This is a genomic window from Mumia zhuanghuii (assembly GCF_042681565.1).
Taxonomy (GTDB): Bacteria; Actinomycetota; Actinomycetes; order Propionibacteriales; family Nocardioidaceae; genus Mumia.
Genome location: NZ_JBHUFT010000008.1, coordinates 318,501 through 338,562 on the forward strand (window position 1 = coordinate 318,501; position 20,062 = coordinate 338,562).

Sequence of the window (20,062 nt, forward strand, 5' to 3'; positions counted from 1 at the left end):
GTCGTGTCGATTGTGACGCGCGCCACGTCCGCTGGCTTGACTTTCGGCGACAAACCTCAGCGGAGGGCGCCGCGGATCTCGCGGGGTGGCGACCCCCACCACCGCCGTGCGCTGCGGGTCAGGGTGGCCTGCTCGGAGAAGCCAAGCGCCGCCGAGACCCTTGCCAGCGGCAGGTCGGTACGGGTCAGCAGTTCGTGCGCCTTCTGGCGACGGACGTCGTCGACGATCTCGGCGAAGCCCGTGCCCTCCGCTGCGAGACGGCGCTGGAGCGTGCGCTCGTGCATGTTGAGGAGGCGGGCGACGTACGACATCTGCGGGGGAAGGTAGGCGAGGGTGTGGTGGACGATCGTGCGGGTGCGTCCCGCGAAGTCCTCGGACTCGGCGGGCATCGCCTCCTCGAGGTACGCGAGCGCCCGGCGCCGGTTGGACTCGTCGGCGCCGGCGATCGCGGTGTCGCCGAGGGTGGCGGGGATACGCAGGTACGCGGCCTCGGCACGCGGGTGGACCGGCGCGCCGAAGAACTCCTCGTACACCGCGAGCGGTGCCACGGGCTCGTACGGGAGGTGGACCGACCGCAGCTCGTAGTCCACCGCGACGAGGCTCTGGACCGCACGGTGGAGGAACCCGATCCCCGAGTCGAGCGCCTGGACGGGAACCGGCTCGGCGAGGCTGACCGCGTACACCAGCGCGACCGTCGTCGGGTCGTGCAGCGGGTCGGCCCGCAGCGACACCGAGATCCCGTCGGTGTGGAAGCGCAGGTAGCGCGACACCGAGGTCAGTGCGTCGTCCACCGTCGGTGAGTTCGCGATGATCACCGCGAGCGGGCCGAGCATGTCGAGCCCGTGGCGCTGCGCCATCCGCAGGCCGAGATCGGGGCAGCCGAGCACCTGGGCGCTCACCTCGAGGAGCTCGGCGAGCTTCCAGTCGGGGACCGCGACGTCGTCCTGGTCCAGGACGGTGGGGTCCAGCCCGACCCGCACGGCGAGCGCGTCGGCGTCCGCGCCCAGGGACGTGACCACGTCGCGGAACCCTCGTACCCCCGCCGATCGGATGGTCGCCACGGATCTGAGTCTAGGCTGGAGGACATGCCCGAAGACCTTCCTGACCGGCGTCTGCTGCTCGTGCACGCGCATCCTGACGACGAGACGATCGCGACTGGTGTGATCATGGCGAAGTACGCGGCCGAGGGGGTCGGTGTCACGCTCGTGACCTGCACGCTCGGCGAGGAGGGCGAGGTCCTCGTCCCCGAGCTCGCGCACCTCGCCTCGGACCGTGACGACCAGCTCGGCGCGCACCGGATCACCGAGCGCGACGCCGCGATGAAGATTCTCGGCGTCACCGACGCCCGCTGGCTCGGCGGTGCGGGCACCTACCGGGACTCCGGCATGGTCTGGTCGGAGACGGGCGCGGCCACCGTCGCGCCGGACGTGCCCGCCAACGCGTTCTGGCTCGCCGACCTCCGCGAGGCGGCGGACCACCTCGTCGCCGTGATCCGCGAGGTACGCCCGCAGGTCCTCGTGACGTACGACGACTTCGGCAACTACGGACACCCCGACCACGTGCAGGCGCATCGCGTCGCGACGTACGCGGTGGCGCTGGCCGCGGTGCCGTCGTACCGCCGCGACCTCGGCGAGCCGTGGGACGTCGCAAAGGTCTACTGGACGACCCAGTCGGAGTCGTGGCTGCGCGATGGGCTGCGGCGGCTGCGCGAGGCCGGCGACCACACGACGTTCGAGGGCATGGATCCCGAGGGCGATCTCTCGTTCATGGCCGTGCCCGACGACAAGATCGCGGCGGTGGTCACCGCCGAGGAGTACGCGGAGACCAAGCTCGAGGCGATGCGGGCGTATCCGACCCAGATCCAGGTCGACAGCCCGTTCTTCGCCCTGTCCAACAACCTCGGGGCGTACGTGTGGGGGTCCGAGTTCTTCCGGATCGCCAAGGGCACCCCGGTCCCCGACGACGACGGGTTCGAGCATGACCTCTTCGCGGGCACGCGGTAGATCCCGCCTCGCGCTCGCCTGGGTCGCAGCCGCCGTCCTCGGCGCCGTCCTGGCCGTCGCCGGTCTCGCCGTCCACCGCCACGTCGACGCGGGCCTCCCGTGGGGGCTCGTCCTCGCCCTCGCCGCCGCGTTCTTCGCGACCCGCGCCGCGGGGATGCTCGGCGGGAGGGCGGCCGCGGTCGCGCTCGCGGCGGGGTACGGCGCGGTGCTGGCGTTGACGATGTCGAGCCGTCCTGAGGGCGACTACCTCGTCGCGGCGGACGCGCTGGGATACTCGTTCCTGCTCGGCGCGATCGCGGTGCTCGGCATCGCGGTGGTTCTCTCGGTGAGCGGCGCGCGTCACACCAGCCCCGGTCCGGCAGGTCATCCCCGTACCCTGGGTTCGTGAGTTCTGCGCCGCATCCGCTCGATCCCGCCACGTCGCGCGCCTTCCGAGACGTCCTCGGGCGCTTCGCCAGCGGCGTCACCGTCGTGACGACCGTCGCCGACGGTGTCGACCACGCGATGACGGCGAGCGCGTTCTGCTCGGTGTCGCTCGAGCCGCCCCTCGTGCTCGTGGTCGTCGACCGTCGCAACCGCTTCCACGACGCGGTGCTCGACTCGGAGACGTGGGGGGTGTCGGTGCTGGCCGAGGACGGTCAGGACGACGCGTCCTGGCTCGCGCGCCGTGGGCGCCCGCTCGAGGACCAGCTCGACCGCGTGCCGCACCGCCGCGGCGACAAGACCGGTGCCGCGCTGCTCGACCGCGCGATCGCCTGGCTCGAGTGCCGGACGTGGCAGACCTACGACGGCGGCGACCACACGATCGTCGTCGGCGAGGTGCTCGACGCGTCGGTGCGCGCAGACGATGATGTCCCGCAGGATCTCGGCTCAGGATTCGCCGAGTCGCGCCTGGGCGAGCCGCTGCTCTACTACCGTTCACACTATGGGGCCCTCGTCCGCTCTCCGGAGAGCGAGAAGAACTCAGGCCCGACCCCGGCACAGCAGCAACGCTGACCAGGCCACGTTCGACCCCTGACCACGAGGAACCCATGCTCCCGCCCCCCATGCTCTCTGAGCAGGACCCGATCGCCCAGCAGCGAAGCACGCGCACCAACCGCATCGTGCTCGCCGTGCTCGGCGGGTTCGTGCTGCTCCTCGCCGGTCTCTACCTTGTGCTCCACTTCGCCACGTCCGACAAGGTCCCGTCGGGGACGACGATCGGCGGCGTCGACGTCGGGATGACCTCGATCTCGGATGCGCGCTCCGCGCTGACCGACGAGCTCGCCGCGCCGGCGAAGGAGCCCGTACGCATCGTCCGTGGCAAGAAGACCTTCGAGCTGACTCCCAAGGAGGCGGGTCTCGCCGTCGACGTCGACGCGTCCATCGCGCAGACCGGCGCCGACAGCTCCGTCTGGAACCCGTTCACGATGGTCGACATCCTCGTGGGCTCGCAGTCGTACCCCGTCGCCCTCGACGTCGACGAGACGGCCCTCACGTCGGCGGTCGCCTCGATCGCCGACGACACTGATCGCGAGGTGGCTGAGGGCCGCATCGACTTCCCGGACGCCAAGCCCGAAGTGACCGAGCCGAAGGCCGGACGCGCCGTCGACCAGAAGGCGACCGTGGCGCTCGTGCGCGAGTCGTACCCGCTGAAGCACACCGCGCTCGAGCTCCCGGTCGAGCCGGTCGAGCCCGCGGTGAGCAGCGACGACCTTGCCAAGGCCGTCACCGACCTCGCCGAGCCCGCGATGGACGCGCCGGTCAAGATCGTCGCCGGCAGCACATCCGCCGACCTCGATCCCGACGACTACGCGCGCGCGTTGTCGGTGCAGGTCAAGGACGGCGCACTCACGCCGGTGGTCGACCCCAAGAAGTTGGCGAAGCCGCTGGCGGAGGCGACCAAGGCGATCGGGACGCCCGCGAAGGACGCGACGGTCGTGATCCGCAGCGGCAGGCCGTTCGTGGTGCCGGGCAAGTCCGGCGTCGGCGTCGCGCCCACCGAGGTTGCCGCCAAGATCGTGCCCGTCCTCACCAAGTCAGGCGACGAGCGCGCGATTGAGGTCGAGCCGAAGGAGAAGCAGCCCGACATCACGACGAAGGAGGTCGCGAAGCTCGGCATCGTCGAGAAGGTCAGCTCCTTCACCACCAACTTCCCGTACGCCGAGTACCGCAACGTCAACCAGGGCCGTGCGGCCGCGCTGGTCAACGGGACGCTCCTCAAGCCGGGCGAGACGTTCAGCTTCAACGACACCGTCGGCGAGCGTACGGCGGCCAACGGCTTCACCACGGGCACGATGATCAGCAACGGCGTGTTCCGCGAGGACTTGGGCGGCGGTGTCTCCCAGGTCGCGACGACGCTCTACAACGCGGGTTTCTTCGGTGGTCTCGAGGACGTGACGCACAAGCCGCACAGCTTCTACATCAGCCGCTATCCGGTGGGGCGCGAGGCGACGGTGGCGTGGCCGAGCGTCGACCTGAAGTTCAAGAACACCACCGACCACGGCATCTTCATCCAGGCGTGGGTCAACAAGAGCACGCCCGGCCGCCAGGGCTCGATGAACGTCGTGCTGTGGGGGACGAAGCAGTGGGACATCAGTGCGGGGCTGTCCTCGCGCCGCAACCCGCGCGAGCCCGCGACCCGCTACGACGCGACCGACAAGTGTGTGCCGCAGGCCGGCGTCGCAGGCTTCGACGTGGACGTCTACCGGACCTTCAAGAAGGACGGCAAGGTCGTCAAGCGCGAGACGATCACGGCGCACTACAACGCGGCCGACAACGTCCAGTGCCGTCCAGCGCCCAAGGGCAAGGGCGACTGAGGCGCCCGTCAGGCCTCACGCCGGCGGTGTCACGTACCGGTACGAGTGGTGCGTGACGAACCCATACCTCGCGTACAGCGCAAGCGCGGGAGCGTTGTGCCGCATCGTCTGCAGAAAGACCTTGTCGGCGCCCTCGTCGCGGGCCCACGCCGCGCACACCTCCAGGAGCCGGCCCGCATGCCCCCGCCGGCGCGCGTACGGGGTGGTGTGGACGCTGGAGAGTCCCGCCCACTCCCCGGTGACGACCATCCGCGCCACGGCCTCGAGACCCTCGTCCCCCCGTACGGACGCGAACCTCACGATCGGCGGCGAGGCGAGGACGTGGCGGACGTCGTGCTCCTCGTACCTGCTCGCGTCGCGCTCGGCGGCGGCGAGCCACGCGTCGCTGAGCGTCGGCTCGAGCGTCACCTCCGCCGAGGTCGGGGGAGCCAGGGGAGCGGAGAGGACGGTGGCGAGGTCGGCGACCTGCACCACGGCGTGGTCGTGGGTGCCCCCGATGCCGACCCATCCGGCATCGGCGAAGCGACGCGCCCACGGCGTCTCGTCGATCACCTGCGCCTTCGGCGGCAGCCCGTGCGCGGCGTAGAACTCCTCGATCCGTGTGACCGCGTCCGCGAAGTCGGTCCCGGGGTCGCCGTGGATCCCCGCCGAGTTGGCGCGGCTCGTGAAGCCGCCCGCCGCCCGTAGGGTCCAGGCGCCAAGCTTCTCGAGCACGCGCGGCGGCCAGCCGCGGGTGCAGATCTCGGCGAGCTCCTCCGGCGAGTAGTCGAGCGCCGGACGCGTACGGGCGCGAGCGCGCCCCTCGGGCACGGTCTTCGCGGCGACGACCGTGGACACCGCGACCTCGACCTCGGAGCCGTCGCGACGCTGGATCCGCAGCCGTGTCCCATCGTGCGCGAGCAGCCGACCGATCACGTCGGTGAGCGCCGGACCCCCGCTCGGACCTCGTTCTCCGGGCACGGTCGAACGGATCACCACGCGATGACCGACGAGGGCGTCAAACTGGCTCACCACGTGGCTCCTGACCAAGTTTGGAACGGTGTTTCGTCTATTAGGTGGACCTCACCACGAAGCACTCCGGGGAGAGGGTGATACTAGTTCTGAAAAGGTCGATCGAAGGAGTGGACGCCTCGTGACGTATGTCATCGCTCAGCCGTGCGTGGACCTCAAGGACCGTGCGTGCGTTGACGAGTGCCCGGTGGATTGCATCTACGAAGGCAAGCGGATGCTCTACATCCACCCCGACGAGTGCGTCGACTGCGGCGCGTGCGAGCCGGTGTGCCCGGTGGAGGCCATCTTCTACGAGGATGACACCCCGGAGGAGTGGAAGGACTACTACACCGCCAACGTCGACTTCTTCGACGATCTGGGCTCGCCCGGCGGTGCAGCCAAGATGGGTCCGATCGACAAGGACCACCCGATGATCGCCGCGCTGCCCCCGCAGAACCAGGACTGATGCCTGAGTGGAGTCCGGTCGCCCCGGTGAGCGTGGCGGAGCGGCTGGCGTCGCGCTCGGTGTCGCGACGCCTCCCGGACTTCCCATGGGACTCGCTGGCCGCGCTGAAGGCTCGGGCGGCCGCTCACCCCGACGGGATCGTCGACCTGTCGATCGGCACGCCCGTCGATGACACCCCGGACGTCGCCCGCGCTGCGCTGGCGGCGGGCTCGAACGCGCCCGGCTACCCGCAGACGATCGGCACGCCCGCGCTGCGACAGGCGGCGGTCGACTGGCTCGCCCGACGTCACGGCGTCGACGGCCTCGGGATCGACGGGGTGCTCCCGGCGATCGGCTCCAAGGAGCTCATCGCCGCCCTCCCGCTGCACCTCGGGCTCGGGCCAGGTGACACGGTCGTGTCCCCCGAGCTCGCCTACCCGACGTACGAGGTCGGGGCCCGGCTCGCCGGATGCGATGTGCTCGTCTCCGACTCGACCGTCGCGCTCGGCCCACAGCGGCCCGCGCTGATGTGGATCAACTCCCCGTCCAACCCGTCGGGGCGCGTGCTCGGCGTGGACCACCTCCGCAAGACCGTCCAGTGGGCGCGTGAGCGCGGGGTCCTCCTCGTCTCCGACGAGTGCTATCTCGAGTGCGCGTGGGAGGCGGAGCCGCTCTCGGTCCTCCACCCCGACGTCAGCGACGGCTCCCACGAGGGGATCCTCGCCGTCCACTCGCTGTCGAAGCGCTCCAACCTGGCCGGCTATCGCGCCGCCTTCGTCGCCGGCGACCCGCTGATCGTCAGAGAGCTGCTCGAGGTCCGCAAGAACCTCGGCCTCATCGTCCCCCAGCCCGTCCAGGACGCCATGCGTGCCGCCCTGGACGACGACGCGCATGCCGATGCCCAGCACGCCGTGTACGCGGCCCGACGGGCGATCCTGCGTGACGCGCTCCTGCGCGCGGGCTTCCGGATCGACCACTCCGAGGCGTCGCTTTACCTGTGGGCGACGCGGGGTGAGCCTGCCCGCGAGACGGTCGCCGCACTCGCCGAGATCGGCGTGCTCGTCGCTCCGGGCGACTTCTACGGAGCGGCCGGTTCTCAGCACGTACGCGTCGGCTTCACGGCGACCGACGACCGGATCGCCGCTGCCGCCGCGCGGCTCGCCGCCTGGTCCTGACCGAGCAGGACCTCCTCGCGCACGCCACGCCGGGCACGACGCGTGGCACAAAGCGAGCGCCTAGCCGCGAGAGTGACTAGCCTCCGAAGTGACGAGTGCCCTGAGGTGCTCTGAACGGACACGGAGGAGACGGTCCATGAGTGACCCGCAGCAGCCTCCAGGCGGTCAGCCGCCTGGCAACGAGCCCCCGAGTGGTCCGCCCCCGTACGAACCACCTCCGCAGGGCCCGCCGCCACAGGGCCCGCCGTCGGGTGCAGGCGGCTACGGTCCGCCGCCCCAGGGGCCGCCGCCCGGCGGTGGTGGGTACGGCCCGCCCGGAGGGTACGGAGCACCCCCTCCGCAGGGTCCGCCCTCATACTCCGGTGGTCCGGGAGGCCCCGGCCCGCAGCACCTGAGCGTCGGCTCCGCGATCTCGTACGGCTGGGACAAGTTCCGCGCGAACTGGGGCGTCTGGGTGCTCGTCACCCTGGTGTTCTTCGTGATCCAGGCGCTGCTCAGCGGCATCAGCAACGGGTTCGACTACTCGAGCTCGGACGCGTGGGACGACAGCGGCTACACGCTGGCGACCGGGCTCACCGTCCTCGGCGTGATCGCCGCGATCGCGAGCACCATCGTCCAGTGGCTGATGCAGGCCGCCCAGACCCGTGGTGGTCTGCAAGAGACGACCGGCAACAAGCCGTCGTTCGGCGACTTCTTCAAGTGGGGCGACCGCGCGGGCGCGGTCATCCTCACCTTGCTGATGCTCGCCGCACTGACGTTCGTCGGCATCATCTTGTGCATCCTGCCGGGCATCATCTTCACGTTCTTCGCGTGGTACACGCTGTGGTTCGTGCTCGACCAGGGGCTCAACCCGCTCGACGCGCTGCAGGCGAGCTTCCGCCTGGTGGGCAACAACCTGGGCCCGGTGTTCCTGCTCGCGCTCGCGCTGATCGGCATCAACATCGTGGGTGCCTGCCTCTGCGGCATCGGCCTCCTGGTGACGATCCCGGTGACGTTGATCGCGACCGCGTACAGCTTCAAGTTCCTGACGCAGCAGCCGATCGCCTGACCCGCCGCCCGGACGTCATACGCATCGTGGGCAACGACCCCCGATCCGTATGACGTCCGGGCTCAGGCCACGTCGACGTGGACGTGGTCGCGGTGCTCGAGGATCGCGCGGTCGCCGCCGCGCGCCGGCGGGGTGTAGTCGCGCCAGCCCTGCGGCGCCCGACGCGCCGTCCAGATCTTCGCGTCGTAGATGACGGTCGCGACGTCGAGGCGGCTCGCGTTCGCGACGAGATACTGCGCGAGCGCCCAGCCGTCCTTGTTCGCCTGCGCGGTGACCGGCCGGAAGAACACGTCGACGGCTCTGCCCTCGTAGTGCTTCGAGCCTGCGGAGTGCCCGGTGCTCACGCCTTCGGGGGCGTACCCGCCGGTGGACAGCCGCCCGAACGCCTGGCGCAGGTCCACCCGCACCGCCTCGGCAGCCGGCGTCAGCCCGTTCTTGCCCAGCGCCTCCTCGCCGTCGGCGGCCGGGTCGACCACGCACGTGAACGCGGCGGGGGAGTTGCCGGTGAGCGCCGAGGCGAGCGCCCGCCCGTACGCCTCGTGGTCCGCGTACGCCTCGGGGAAGCCTGACCGCTGAACGGCCTGCGCCGCGTCCGTGATGGACATCGAGCGGTAGCCCTCGATCTTCTCGAGCCCGTCGTAGAAGCGGTTGATCGCGTACCGGGGCTGCAAGATCTGCTCGGGGGTGCCCCAGCCCTGCGACGGCCGCTGCTGGAAGAGACCCAGCGAGTCGCGGTCGCCGTAGTCGATGTTGCGCAGCTTCGACTCCTGGTACGCCGTCGCGAGGGCGATCGTCACGGCGCGCGCCGGCAGGTCCCGGCGCTTCGCGATCGCCGCCATCAGCGACGCGTGCTCGGCCTGCTCGAGGTCGAGGGTCGCGTACGTCTCCCCGACCTCGACCGTGCACTCCTCGCCGCGCAGCTGCGGGACGAACCCGCTGCGGGCGAGCACGACGACCCCCGCCGCGACAACCGCGATGACGAGGACGAGGACGAGCACGAGCACGCCGCCACGCCCCGAGCGCTGTGTGGTGGCGTCCACGGCGCTCAGTTCGCGTGGAGCGCGGCGTTGAGCGTGATGCCGCTGCCGTGGCGCGGGCGAGCCTCGAGCCGCCCCGTCTCGGTGTTCGTGAGGAACAGCAGGTTGTCGTGGCCGGACAGCTCGGCGGCCTTCACGACGGAACCGTCAGGCAGCGTCACCTTCGAGCCGGCGGTGACGTAACAGCCCGCGGCCACCACGCAGTCGTCGCCGAGCGAGATGCCGATGCCGGCGTTGGCGCCGAGGAGGCAGTTCTCGCCGAGGCTGACGACCTGCTTGCCCCCACCCGACAGTGTGCCCATGATCGAGGCGCCGCCGCCGATGTCGGTGCCGTCCCCGACGACCACTCCGGCGCTGATGCGGCCCTCGACCATCGCGTGGCCGAGCGTGCCCGCGTTGAAGTTCACGAATCCCTCGTGCATCACGGTCGTGCCGTCGGCGAGGTGCGCGCCGAGGCGGACACGGTCGGCGTCGCCGATCCGTACGCCGGACGGCACGACGTAGTCGGTCATCCGCGGGAACTTGTCGATGCTCGTGACGGCCACGTTCAGGCCGGCGGCGCGCGCGCGCAGCCGCGTCTGCTCGAACCCCTCGACGGCGCAGGGGCCGATCGTGGTCCAGACGACGTTGGACAGCAGCCCGAACAGGCCGTCGAGGTCCGCGCCGTGCGGGCGTACGAGACGGTGCGACAGCAGGTGCAGCCGCAGGTAGGCGTCGTACGCGTCGGCCGGAGGTGCGGCGAGGTCGCCGATCTCGGTCCGGACGACCGTGCGGCGGACCTGACGGACCTCGTCCTCGCCCTCCAGGGCAGTGAGTCCGCTCGGCTCGGCGGTGCCATCGAAGGCGCCGAGCGCGGGGTTCGGGTACCAGACGTCGAGGACCGTGCCGTCCTCGGTGAGCGTGGCGATGCCGTACGCCCAGGCAGGCTGCGGGGAGGAGGTCATGCGGCCCAGGTTATCGAGCGGCTCCACGCGCCCCGGTGCCCTAGGGTGCGGTGATGGCCCTCGTACAGTTCAAGGACCTCTGCATCGACACGCGCGACCCGTCCGAGGCGTCGCGGTTCTGGGCCCGCGTGCTCGCGCTCACGGCCGAGGCCCTCGACGACGGCGACGCGGTGCTGCGCGGGTCGACCCCCGAGCACACGATCTGGGTGAACCGCGTCCCGGAGCCCCGTACGGCCAAGGCACGGGTCCACCTCGACGTGCATGCGTGGTCCGTCGCCGAGATGGAGGCCGCGGGCGCGCGCGTCCTGCCGGAGTGGGGGTCGCTCCCGTGGACGGTGATGGCCGACCCCGAGGGTGGCGAGGTCTGTGCGTTCGTCCGACCGGAGGACTGGTGGACGGAGCGCAAGGACCCGTACCGCCTGTACGAGGTCGCCGTGGACGCCGCCGATGCACCGGCGATCGCGGCCTGGTGGGCCGACGTCCTCGGCACGGAGGCGGCCGACGAGGACGGTGTCAGCGCGGTCGCGCCACCGGGAGCACCGTTCGACGCGTTCGTGTTCGCCACCGTGCCCGAGCCCAAGACCGTCAAGAACCGCATCCACTGGGACGTGACGGGTGGAGCGGATGCCGTCGACGCGCTCGTACGCCGTGGCGCGCACGTGCTTCGTGCACCCGACGCCGTGGTCTCGTGGACGGTCATGGCCGACCCGGAGGGCAACGAGTTCTGCGTCTTCGGGGACGAGGCACTTTCCGAGGAGCCATGATGCCGCGTCCCTCGTACGGAGCGGAGCGTGATGGGATGGACACCATGAGCTCGCTCGACCTCGACGCAGACGTCGTCGACCTCACTGCCGCCCTCGTCGACATCCCTTCGGAGAGCCGCGACGAGGCGACGATCGCCGACGCCGTCGAGGCTGCCCTGCGCGACGCACCCCACCTCGAGGTCGTCCGCGACGGGCACACCCTCGTCGCGCGGACGGCGCTCGGCCGCGACAGCCGCGTCGTGATCGCCGGCCACCTTGACACCGTCCCGGCGAACGACAACCTCCCCTCGCGCCTGGTCGCCGACGACCTGTGGGGTCTGGGCTCCTGCGACATGAAGGGCGGCGTCGCCGTTGCGCTGCGCGCCGCCGCGCACGTCACGCAGCCGGTGCGTGACGTCACGTACGTCTTCTACGAGGCCGAGGAGATCGAGGCCTCCGCCAACGGTCTCGGTCGGCTGGCGCGCGAGCGTCCCGAGCTGCTCGCCGGTGACTTCGCAATCCTCATGGAGCCGTCGAACGGTGTCATCGAGGCAGGCTGCCAGGGATCGCTGCGCGTCGACGTCATCACCCGCGGCGAGCGGGCGCACGCAGCGCGCTCGTGGATGGGCGACAACGCCGTCCACCGGCTCGCCCCGGTCCTGCAGCGGCTCGTCGACCACCAGGCCCGCAGCCCCGTCATCGACGGCCTGACCTATCGGGAGGGCCTCAACGCAGTCGGCATCAGCGGCGGCGTCGCTTCCAACGTCGTCCCGGACGAGGCGCGGCTGAGCGTGAACTATCGCTTCGCGCCCGACCGTACGGAGGAGGAGGCGCTCGCGTACCTCCACGAGGTCTTCGACGGGTACGACCTCGCCGTGACCGACACGGCGCCAGGTGCGATGCCCGGGCTCGACCGGCCGGCCGCAGCGGCGTTCGTCGCGGCGATGGGCGTCGAGGTGAATCCGAAGTTCGGCTGGACCGACGTCGCGCAGTTCACCCGGCTGGGCGTTCCGGCGGTCAACTTCGGCCCCGGGGACCCGCTGCTGGCCCACAAGCAGGACGAGCGGGTGCCGGTGGCCCAGCTGCTCGCGGTCGAGCAGCGTCTACACGCGTGGTTGAGGGGCGAGGGAGGACAACGATGAGTGACGACTGGCCGGGCGGAGCTCCGCCTGCATCGGAGCGCGAGAACAACGAGCGGGTCAAGGGGCCTGTCGTCATGCGACGGGGCCAGATCACGCCGACGACGACGGACCAGCGGCTCCTCGACACGCGTGGACGCGCCGACTGGCTCCACACCGACCCGTGGCGGGTGCTGCGGATCCAGGCTGAGTTCGTCGAGGGCTTCGGCGCCCTGTCCGAGCTTGGCCCCGCAGTGAGCGTGTTCGGCTCGGCCCGGATGGCTCCGGGATCGCGCTGGTACGAGGCCGCCCGCGAGGTCGGCCACCGCTTCGCCGACGCCGGGATCGGAGTCATCACCGGCGGTGGGCCGGGGATCATGGAGGCGGCGAACCGCGGTGCCTGTGAGGGCGGCGGGGTCTCCGTCGGCCTCGGCATCGAGCTGCCGTTCGAGGAGAAGATGAACCCGTGGGTCGACCTCGGGGTCAACTTCCGCTACTTCTTCGCCCGCAAGACGATGTTCGTCAAGTACGCGCAGGGGTTCGTGGTCTTCCCCGGTGGCTACGGCACGCTCGACGAGCTGTTCGAAGCGCTCACGCTGGCCCAGACCCGCAAGGTCACGCAGTTCCCGGTGGTGCTCTACGGCACCTCGTACTGGAACGGCCTGCTCGACTGGCTGCACGGCGCCGTCCTCGAGGAGGGGGCCATCGTCTCCGACGACGTGGACCGGCTGATCGTGACTGACGACGTCGACGAGGTCGTCGCGCAGTTCCAGGGCTCCTGAGCCCGGCCGACCCCGGCGCCGACGCCTGGCGCGCCGCGAGCGGTGCGAGCCCGCCGTACGGCAGAATTGGCCGGACAGTCCGAGGGACGGAGAACACGTGCGGGTCTCGTCACAGCAGCGTCGTGAGCAGCTCATCGAGGCAGCGCTCGTCGTGGCCAAGCGCGATGGCGTCGGCGCGGTCAGCACCCGCACCGTCGCCGCCGAGGCCGGCGCCACGCCGGGCATCGTCCACTACGTCTTCGCGTCGATGGACGAGCTCCTGCGCGCGATGATCGGGCGGATGGCCGAGCAGTACATCGATACCGTCACCGACGCTGCCGTCGCCGGCGAGCACGACGCCACCTCGCTCCTCGTGCAGAGCTTCACCCAGCTGTGGAACTCCGTCGAGGACGACCCCGACGGTCACCTGCTCACCTTCGAGGTCGCCGCGCACGCCCTGCGCAACGCCGGGTTCAACGACCTCGCCCAGTGGCAGTACGCGACCTACCGCGAGACGGCGAAGCGGGTCCTCGAGCGCGTCGCCGAGGTGTGCGACGTCGAGTGGACGCTGCCCCTCGACGTGCTGGCGCGCATGCTCGTCGTGATCAACGACGGCGTGGTGCTGTCGTGGCTCGTCGACCGCGACAGCGAGAAGGCCCGCGAGGTCTATGCCGCGTTCGTCCGCGAGGTCGCGTCCTACGCCAGTCCGCGTCGAGAGACGGCGGGCTGACGGGTCCCCGCGATCGAGGCGACCATGTCGAGGCACTGACGGGTCGCCGTGACGTCGTGCGTCCGGAACACCCTCACGCCAGCCGCCGCTGACCAGGCGGTCGCGGCGAGCGTGCCAGGCAGCCGGTCGTCCCGCTCGACGTCGAGCGTCTCGCCGATGAAGTCCTTGCGCGACAGCGCGACCATCACCGGCCACCCCGTCGCAACGAGCTCGCCGATCCGGCGCGTGAGGATCAGCGAGTGGCGCGTGTTCTTGCCGAAGTCGTGCGTGGGGTCCAGCAGCACGCCCTCGGGCGCGACACCGGCGTCCACCGCGCGCTGTGCCAGCGTGGTCGTCCGCGCGACGACATCAGCCACCACGTCCTCGTACGCGGGCCTGAACGGGTCCGTACGCGGCGCGAGGCCGCCGGTGTGGCTGCAGACGATCCCGGCGCCGTGCTGCGCGGCGACATGCACGAGCTCGGGATCGTGCCCGGCCCACGTGTCGTTCACCAGGTCGGCCCCCCGCGCGCACAACACGTCGGCGACCTCGCTGCGCCAGGTGTCGACGCTGAGCACGAGGTCGGGGTAGCGCGCACGCGCGGCCTCGACGAAGTCCGCCGTACGGCGCAGCTCCTCGGCGGGGCCGACCGCGTCGCCGTACCCGGCCTTGACGCCTCCGATGTCGACGATGTCAGCGCCGTCGGCGACCACGGCGTCGAGGTAGGCAAGGGCGTCCTCGAACGCAAACGTGCGGCCACGGTCGTAGAAGGAGTCGGGGGTCCGGTTCACGATCGCCATGACCGCGTGCTCTCCCGGCGCGAACACGCGGTCGCGCAGTCGGAGCTCCATGGCACGATCGTAGGCGTGATCTGGATCGGAGTCCTCGTGGGTGCGCTGATCGTCGGTGCTGCCGTCACGGTCGTGGCGGGGCGCACAGGGGCGCTGGGGCCGCCCGTGTCGACGCGGCGCGACGTCCTGGTGCCCGCTGAGGGTGAGCTGACAGCTCGCGACCTGCGTGCGGTGCGGTTCACCCGTGCCTGGCGCGGCTACGCCCGCGACGAGGTCGACGCCCTGCTCGCGCGTCTGGAGGCCGACGCCGACGCCCGCGCGGCCGCCGCCGACGAGGCGCCGCGTACGGCCGACGAGACGGGAAAGCGTGATGAGTGACGCGGTCGTCGGCCACGACGGCCTCGCGCGCTGCCCTTGGGCGGAGTCGTCGGACGAGATGCGGGTCTACCACGACACCGAGTGGGGGCGCTCGGTCCGCGACGAGCGCGGGCTCTTCGAGCGGCTGACCCTCGAGGCGTTCCAGTCGGGGCTGTCGTGGGCGATCGTGCTGCGCAAGCGCCCGCGGTTCCGCGAGGTGTTCGCCGACTTCGACCCGGAGGTCGTCGCCGCGTACGACGGTGCGCGGGTCGCGGAGCTGCTCGACGACGCCGGCATCATCCGCAACCGCACCAAGGTCGAGGCGACGATCGCCAACGCGGGCGCGGTGCGGGCGCTCGAGGGCGGGTTCGCCGATCTCGTCTGGTCGTTCGCGCCGCCGGCTCGGCCCCGCCCGGCGTCGGTGGCCGACGTGCCGGCGGTGACGCCGGAGTCGAAGGCGCTCGCGGCATCGCTGAAGCGTCACGGGTTCGTGTTCGTCGGTCCTACGACGGCATACGCCCTCATGCAGGCCACGGGCATGGTGGACGACCACCTCGCCGGCTGCCACGTGCGGACGGAGCCTGTCTGAGCGAGGATCGGGCGCATGCCGACCCTCGTGCGTGCTGTCCGAATCGGCGTCGCACTCGCGATGCTGCCCGTCCCGGCGCTGGTCGTGCCCGGCGCCGTCGCGGCCCCGACGTCCGGCGCACCGGCCTCCGTCGTGATCGCGGACACCGCAGTGCGGGCCGCTCCGCGCCCGGCGGTGGTCGAGCGGGTCGTCTTCGGCCAGTCACGCCGGGGGCGTGACCTCGTGGCGTACCGGCTCGGCGACCCGGACGCCACCCGCTCCGCTGTCGTGATCGCCGCGATGCACGGTGACGAGCGCAAGCCGCAGGCCATCCTCCGTACGCTGCGCGACGGGAGGCCCATCGAGGGCCTCGACCTGTGGGTCGTGCCCAACGCCAACCCCGACGGAGTCGCCCGCAAGGCCCGCCGCAACGCCCGCGGCGTCGACCTCAACCGCAACTACCCACGCAGGTGGAAGCGCTCGAAGCGTGGGCCGACCTGGTCCGGGCCGCGTGCGGCGTCCGAGCCCGAGACGAAGGCGATGATGCGGTTCCTTCGCCGCGTCGACCCCGATCAGGTGGTGTCGTTCCACCAGCCGCTCTACGGGATCGACACCAGCGGCACCGGCAACCGCCCGCTCGCCCGCAGGTTGGCGAAGCACCTCAAGCTGCCCAGGCGCTCCTTCTCCTGCGGGTCGGGCTGCCACGGCACGCTCTCGCAGTGGTTCAACCATCGGCTCGACGGCCAGCTGGTCACCGTCGAGCTCAGCCGGCGACCGTCCCGGGCCTACCTGACCGGGACCGCGCCGCACGGCCTCCTCAAGGCGCTCGGCGGTCGCCGCGTCTGACGGGCCGCGAGAGGAAGGTCAGCGACCGACGAAGGTCGGCTTCTCCTTGGCCACGAAGGCCTCGACGGCGGCCGTGTGGTCCTCGGTCGCGCCCGTGAGCGCCATCAGCCGCGCCTCGTTGGAGAGCGACTCGGGGAGCGAGTGGGTGGCAGAGAACGCGAGCGCCCGCTTCAGCGACGCGTACGCGATCGTCGGGCCGGACGCCAGACGGGTCGCGAGGCTCCGTACGGTCTCGGCGAGCTCCTCGTCGGGGACGACCTGGGTCGCGAGACCGAGCGAGGCGGCCTCCTCGGCGCCGACTGTGCGGGGCAGCATCAGCAGCTCGGTCGCCTTCGGGAGGCCGACGAGCCGCTGGAGTGTCCACGACGCGCCCGTGTCGGCCGACAGGGCGATGCTGGCGAACGCGAGGTTGAACCCGGCCGAGGCGCCGACGATCCGGAAGTCCGCCGCGAAGGCGATCGAGGCCCCGGCGCCCGCGGCGATCCCGTTGACGGCAGCGATCACCGGCTTCGGCATCTGCGTGATCGCGAGCACCATCGGGTTGAAGTGCTCCTCGACGGTGTTGCCGAGCGAGACCTCGCCGCTGCGGAGCGCCGCGATGTGCTCCTTGAGGTCCTGACCGGCACTGAACGCCCGCCCCGAACCGGTCACGACGACGCACCGGACGGTGTCGTCGGCAGCCGCCTTCTGCAGCGCGTCACGGAACGCGACCTTGGTCTCGTCGTTGAAGCTGTTGAGCGTTTCGGGGCGTGAGAGCGTGATCGTCGCGACGGCCTCAGAGAGGTCGTACGTCACAGAAGAGGCGGGCTCGGTCATGGCGTCAGTCTGCCGCATTCACCGATGACGCGACCGTGCGCGATAATGGACCCACTCAAGGTGCACGCGTCGGCGCTGCGCACGAAGGAGAGGGGAACGCATGGCGGCCATGAAGCCTCGGACCGGGGACGGCCCGCTGGAGGTCACCAAGGAAGGACGTTGCATCGTGATGCGGGTTCCGCTCGAAGGTGGTGGGCGGCTCGTCGTCGAGCTCACCAACAACGAGGCCTCCGACCTCGGTGATGCCCTGAAGGCTGTCTGAGTGGCCTCGCACCCCGGTCTGACCGTCCGCTGGTCGCTGCGTGACGCCCCCGTCGGCACGCTCGACCGGCTGAAGGAGTACGTCCGGGACACCTCGTACGAGCGGTTCGCCGGCAAGGACGGCCTCGCCTTCAAGACCTGGCGCGCACGTGAAGGCGCCTGGTTCGAGGGTGTGTACGTCTTTGCCGACGATGCCGAGCGGGCAGCGTTCCAGGAGTCGTTCACCGCCTCGGCGGACACGGCTCCTGGATCGCAGATCATCGGCAGCAGCCCGGTGCTCATCGAGGAGTGCGAGATCGTGGCGATCGCGGAGGGTGCAGCGGGCTTCGCGCCCGCCGCGTCCTTCGGGTGATCGCCTTCGGGTGATCGCCTTCGGCTGATCGCTAGGGCCCCCTCGTCGCAGGCCCCGCTGTCGTCGCAGCGGGGCCCGCGACGGGGGACCGAACGGAGCGGCACCGCTCACAGGAGATCGGCGAGCAGGGCGGCTGCGCGTGCGGCGCCGTCGGTCTCGACGCGCCTCGTCGCGGGTGTGCGTCCGACCTCGGCGAGCAGTGCGTGAGCCAGTGCGTCCGGGTTGCACGCCTCCTCGTACGCGAGCCTGTGTCCGGCCCCGTACTGCCTGAGCCGGTGCGGCACGTGGACGTTCTGCTCGAAGTGGTGGCGCAGCGGGACGTAGACGAACGGCACCCCCTGCGCCGTGAGCTCCATGCAGGTCGTGAGTCCGCCCTGGACCAGCGCCACGTCCGCCGCACCGAGTGTCCGGTGCAGGTCGGGGACGAACCCCCTCAGGCGCACACCGCGCCTGCGCGGGAGACCGCGCGGGTCGATCCGGGGCCCGGTGGCCACGAGGAACCGCATCCGCGGCTCGACCCGCCTGATCATCGGCACCGCGTCGAGCACCCGCCGCAGGAGGGGTTCGCCGACCCCGGAGCCGCCGACCGTGACGACGCAGAACAGGTCCTCGGGGCTCAGCCCGAGCGACGCCCGTACGGCCTGCCGGTCGGCCTCCCCGATCGGGTCGAAGCCGGTGACGTAGCCCGAGAACGCGAAGTTCTCCTCCGTCCACTCGCGGATCCCCGGCAGGCCCGGGCCGAAGGTCTCGTCCACCACGTCGTCAGGGTTGCCGACGAACACCGACCGGTCGCGCACCCGCTGGAACCGCGCCCGGTGCTCGATCATCTCGGCGTTGTGGTCGGCGGTGAGCGCTGCCTCGGCGGGCCCGCCGTCGGCCATCGGGACCCACCCGACGAAGTCGGTGAACCACGCGAACGCGAACCGCTTGAGCTCGGGGTTCTCGTGCAGGAAGTAGTCGACGTCCCACGCCTCGTCGCCGACCACGAGGTCGTACGGCTCCTCGCGCACGAGGTCGTCGAACACGCCGAAGTTGGCGGCCAGGATCTCGTCCATCCGCCGGATCGCTTGGAACGCGTGCAGGTCGTGCTCGGCTGCCTCGTCCTCCACGTGCGCGCACTCGCTCGCCAGGAACGCCGAGGCGGGGTGGACGTGCTCCCCGGCACGCGCGAGGACCCCGGTCGCCGGCTCCTGGGTCAGCCAGTCGATCTGGAGGTCGGGGTGGTGCTTGCGCAAGGCGTCGGCGATCGCCAGGTCGCGGCGGACGTGGCCGAGCCCGATCGGCGAGGTGAGGTAGAGCGCGCGCCGTGGTCTGCGGCGACCCCGTGTCCACGTGCGGCGTACGGAGGTCTCGGGCCACAGGCGCTCGGCGAACTCTCGTACGGCCCGGGTGACCGCGATCGGGGAGCGTGCGTGAGGGGCGTGACCGCCGCCGGCGATCGTGAGCAGGGTGCCGCCTGTCGCGTCGGCGAGGGCGATCCCCTCGGCGTACGGGCGTACGTGGTCGTCATCGCCGTGGATCACGAGGAGCGGCACGTCGGCCTGGACCACGCGCTGGGCGAATCCGGGGGCCCGGCACGAGGTGCGGGCGAACTCGGTGTCGACGAGGCGTTCGGGTCCGATCTCGTGTCCCCAGGCGACGCAGTCCTCGATCTGCTTCGTGGAGTGCGGCTCGTTGAACATCCGCCCGAAGAAGAACCGGAGGAAGTGGTCGTAGTCGCCGTGGAGCCAGGTGTGACGGGTGAAGGTGGCCCACCCTTCGGGCGTCGAAGCGGGGTCGGCGGGCTCTTGGAGGAACACCTGGCGCTCGCGCTCCTCGATCCCGGGCACGAGTCCGAGGGCGGGGCCGATCGCGACGACGCCGGCCACCTCCTCGGGTGCCTCGAGGGCCATCGCGAGCGACCAGGCCACACCGCAGGAGAAGCCGACGACGAGCGCCGGATCGGGGTCGGCGCCACGGCGCACCCGCGCGAGGACGGCCCGCGCGTCGGCGACGAACTCCTCGTCGGCGTAGGCCTCGGGCCCCGCCGGACGGTCCGAGCCTCCGCTGCCGCGGCCGTCGAAGGTGACGACACGGAAGTGGCGGGCGAGGGTCGGCACCTGTGCCTTCCACGTGAGCGACGGGATGATCGACCAGGTCGGCATCAGCAAGATCGTGTGCGGGGCATCCCCGAACACCTCGTACGCGACACGGACCCCGTCGCGGACGACGGAACCGTGGTCGTCGGGCTCCCTGGCGCGCATCGTCCCCCTCCGTCAGCGGCCGTCGCACCCAGTCTGCCCTTGCAGACGGGTGCGACG

The 20,062-nt window shown here is 71.2% G+C and carries 23 protein-coding genes; 16 read left to right on the top strand and 7 right to left on the bottom strand.

Features of this window, described 5'->3' with window-relative positions; all coding sequences use genetic code 11:
• Positions 1–56 precede the first annotated feature (56 nt).
• Positions 57–1,061, bottom strand: coding sequence for an AraC family transcriptional regulator (locus ACFSDF_RS09875; protein WP_167001916.1), 1,005 nt, complete (start codon positions 1,059–1,061; stop codon positions 57–59).
• 24 nt (positions 1,062–1,085) lie between these two features.
• Between ACFSDF_RS09875 and mshB the strand changes: the two genes are divergently transcribed.
• Genes mshB through ACFSDF_RS09895 form a run of 4 tightly spaced genes read left to right on the top strand, consistent with a single transcriptional unit; the run spans position 1,086 to position 4,801 of the window.
• Positions 1,086–2,003, top strand: coding sequence for an N-acetyl-1-D-myo-inositol-2-amino-2-deoxy-alpha-D-glucopyranoside deacetylase (mshB, locus tag ACFSDF_RS09880; RefSeq protein ID WP_167001918.1), 918 nt, complete (start codon positions 1,086–1,088; stop codon positions 2,001–2,003).
• Entirely contained in the window at positions 1,978–2,391 is a 414-nt protein-coding gene (locus tag ACFSDF_RS09885) for a DUF6113 family protein (RefSeq protein WP_167001920.1), read from the top strand. Before mshB ends, ACFSDF_RS09885 begins: the two co-directional genes overlap by 26 nt.
• Positions 2,388–2,999 carry a flavin reductase family protein gene (locus ACFSDF_RS09890; protein WP_167001922.1) on the top strand — a complete coding sequence of 204 codons (612 nt, stop codon included), beginning with the start codon at positions 2,388–2,390 and terminating at the stop codon, positions 2,997–2,999. The genes ACFSDF_RS09885 and ACFSDF_RS09890 overlap by 4 nt, the downstream gene beginning before the upstream one ends.
• Before the next feature lie 35 nt (positions 3,000–3,034).
• On the top strand, positions 3,035–4,801 hold the full coding sequence (locus ACFSDF_RS09895; RefSeq protein WP_377157336.1) for a VanW family protein: 1,767 nt from the start codon (positions 3,035–3,037) through the stop codon (positions 4,799–4,801).
• Between the two features lie 15 nt (positions 4,802–4,816).
• On the opposite strand, the gene ACFSDF_RS09900 is transcribed toward ACFSDF_RS09895, so the two are convergent.
• Positions 4,817–5,812 carry a GNAT family N-acetyltransferase gene (locus ACFSDF_RS09900; protein WP_377157338.1) on the bottom strand — a complete coding sequence of 332 codons (996 nt, stop codon included), beginning with the start codon at positions 5,810–5,812 and terminating at the stop codon, positions 4,817–4,819.
• Positions 5,813–5,933: 121 nt separating this feature from the next.
• On the opposite strand from ACFSDF_RS09900, the gene fdxA reads away from it, so the two are divergent.
• The 3 genes from fdxA (at position 5,934) to ACFSDF_RS09915 (ending at position 8,459) form a co-directional block, all read left to right on the top strand.
• Positions 5,934–6,257, top strand: a complete 324-nt coding sequence (gene fdxA, locus ACFSDF_RS09905; RefSeq protein WP_139086403.1) for a ferredoxin — start codon at positions 5,934–5,936, stop codon at positions 6,255–6,257.
• Positions 6,257–7,411: a succinyldiaminopimelate transaminase gene (gene dapC / locus ACFSDF_RS09910; RefSeq protein ID WP_167248831.1), complete on the top strand. Its 1,155-nt coding sequence runs from the start codon at positions 6,257–6,259 to the stop codon at positions 7,409–7,411. The genes fdxA and dapC overlap by 1 nt, the downstream gene beginning before the upstream one ends.
• 136 nt (positions 7,412–7,547) lie before the next feature.
• Complete coding sequence (locus tag ACFSDF_RS09915; RefSeq protein WP_167001934.1) at positions 7,548–8,459, top strand: DUF2189 domain-containing protein; 912 nt, start codon at positions 7,548–7,550, stop codon at positions 8,457–8,459.
• A gap of 62 nt (positions 8,460–8,521) precedes the next feature.
• On the opposite strand, the gene ACFSDF_RS09920 is transcribed toward ACFSDF_RS09915, so the two are convergent.
• Positions 8,522–9,499, bottom strand: a complete 978-nt coding sequence (locus ACFSDF_RS09920; RefSeq protein WP_208322276.1) for a VldE C-terminal domain-containing protein — start codon at positions 9,497–9,499, stop codon at positions 8,522–8,524.
• Between the two features lie 5 nt (positions 9,500–9,504).
• Positions 9,505–10,440: a 2,3,4,5-tetrahydropyridine-2,6-dicarboxylate N-succinyltransferase gene (gene dapD / locus ACFSDF_RS09925; protein WP_377157341.1), complete on the bottom strand. Its 936-nt coding sequence runs from the start codon at positions 10,438–10,440 to the stop codon at positions 9,505–9,507.
• Between the two features lie 53 nt (positions 10,441–10,493).
• On the opposite strand from dapD, the gene ACFSDF_RS09930 reads away from it, so the two are divergent.
• From ACFSDF_RS09930 to ACFSDF_RS09945, 4 genes are all read left to right on the top strand, one after another.
• The gene (locus ACFSDF_RS09930; RefSeq protein WP_377157343.1) at positions 10,494–11,204 is read left to right on the top strand and encodes a VOC family protein; all 711 of its coding nucleotides are present in this window, start codon (positions 10,494–10,496) and stop codon (positions 11,202–11,204) included.
• A gap of 44 nt (positions 11,205–11,248) precedes the next feature.
• A complete protein-coding gene (dapE, locus tag ACFSDF_RS09935; protein ID WP_167249798.1) occupies positions 11,249–12,325 on the top strand; it encodes a succinyl-diaminopimelate desuccinylase in 1,077 nt (358 codons plus the stop codon).
• Positions 12,322–13,083, top strand: coding sequence for an LOG family protein (locus ACFSDF_RS09940; RefSeq protein ID WP_167001940.1), 762 nt, complete (start codon positions 12,322–12,324; stop codon positions 13,081–13,083). Before dapE ends, ACFSDF_RS09940 begins: the two co-directional genes overlap by 4 nt.
• A gap of 97 nt (positions 13,084–13,180) precedes the next feature.
• Positions 13,181–13,792: a TetR/AcrR family transcriptional regulator gene (locus tag ACFSDF_RS09945; RefSeq protein ID WP_167248829.1), complete on the top strand. Its 612-nt coding sequence runs from the start codon at positions 13,181–13,183 to the stop codon at positions 13,790–13,792.
• Here the strand turns inward: ACFSDF_RS09945 and folP are convergent.
• Positions 13,759–14,622, bottom strand: a complete 864-nt coding sequence (folP, locus tag ACFSDF_RS09950; RefSeq protein WP_167248828.1) for a dihydropteroate synthase — start codon at positions 14,620–14,622, stop codon at positions 13,759–13,761. The genes ACFSDF_RS09945 and folP overlap by 34 nt on opposite strands.
• 15 nt (positions 14,623–14,637) lie before the next feature.
• On the opposite strand from folP, the gene ACFSDF_RS09955 reads away from it, so the two are divergent.
• The 3 genes from ACFSDF_RS09955 to ACFSDF_RS09965 are packed head-to-tail and all read left to right on the top strand — an operon-like array spanning position 14,638 to position 16,333.
• On the top strand, positions 14,638–14,940 hold the full coding sequence (locus ACFSDF_RS09955) for a DivIVA domain-containing protein (protein ID WP_243845011.1): 303 nt from the start codon (positions 14,638–14,640) through the stop codon (positions 14,938–14,940).
• Positions 14,933–15,508: a DNA-3-methyladenine glycosylase I gene (locus ACFSDF_RS09960; RefSeq protein WP_167248827.1), complete on the top strand. Its 576-nt coding sequence runs from the start codon at positions 14,933–14,935 to the stop codon at positions 15,506–15,508. The genes ACFSDF_RS09955 and ACFSDF_RS09960 overlap by 8 nt, the downstream gene beginning before the upstream one ends.
• Before the next feature lie 15 nt (positions 15,509–15,523).
• Positions 15,524–16,333: a M14 family zinc carboxypeptidase gene (locus ACFSDF_RS09965; protein WP_377157346.1), complete on the top strand. Its 810-nt coding sequence runs from the start codon at positions 15,524–15,526 to the stop codon at positions 16,331–16,333.
• An 18-nt stretch (positions 16,334–16,351) separates the two neighbouring features.
• Here ACFSDF_RS09965 and ACFSDF_RS09970 read toward each other — a convergent pair whose 3' ends face one another.
• Positions 16,352–17,149: an enoyl-CoA hydratase-related protein gene (locus ACFSDF_RS09970; protein ID WP_167001949.1), complete on the bottom strand. Its 798-nt coding sequence runs from the start codon at positions 17,147–17,149 to the stop codon at positions 16,352–16,354.
• 100 nt (positions 17,150–17,249) lie between these two features.
• Between ACFSDF_RS09970 and ACFSDF_RS09975 the strand changes: the two genes are divergently transcribed.
• Together ACFSDF_RS09975 and ACFSDF_RS09980 are read left to right on the top strand one after the other, a co-directional pair.
• Positions 17,250–17,411 carry a DUF3117 domain-containing protein gene (locus ACFSDF_RS09975; RefSeq protein ID WP_167001951.1) on the top strand — a complete coding sequence of 54 codons (162 nt, stop codon included), beginning with the start codon at positions 17,250–17,252 and terminating at the stop codon, positions 17,409–17,411.
• Complete coding sequence (locus tag ACFSDF_RS09980; RefSeq protein WP_377157348.1) at positions 17,412–17,762, top strand: hypothetical protein; 351 nt, start codon at positions 17,412–17,414, stop codon at positions 17,760–17,762. It begins immediately after the preceding gene.
• A gap of 107 nt (positions 17,763–17,869) precedes the next feature.
• On the opposite strand, the gene ACFSDF_RS09985 is transcribed toward ACFSDF_RS09980, so the two are convergent.
• Positions 17,870–20,005 (bottom strand): alpha/beta fold hydrolase, encoded by a 2,136-nt coding sequence (locus tag ACFSDF_RS09985; RefSeq protein ID WP_377157350.1) that lies wholly within the window; start codon positions 20,003–20,005, stop codon positions 17,870–17,872.
• Between the last annotated feature and the right edge of the window lie 57 nt (positions 20,006–20,062).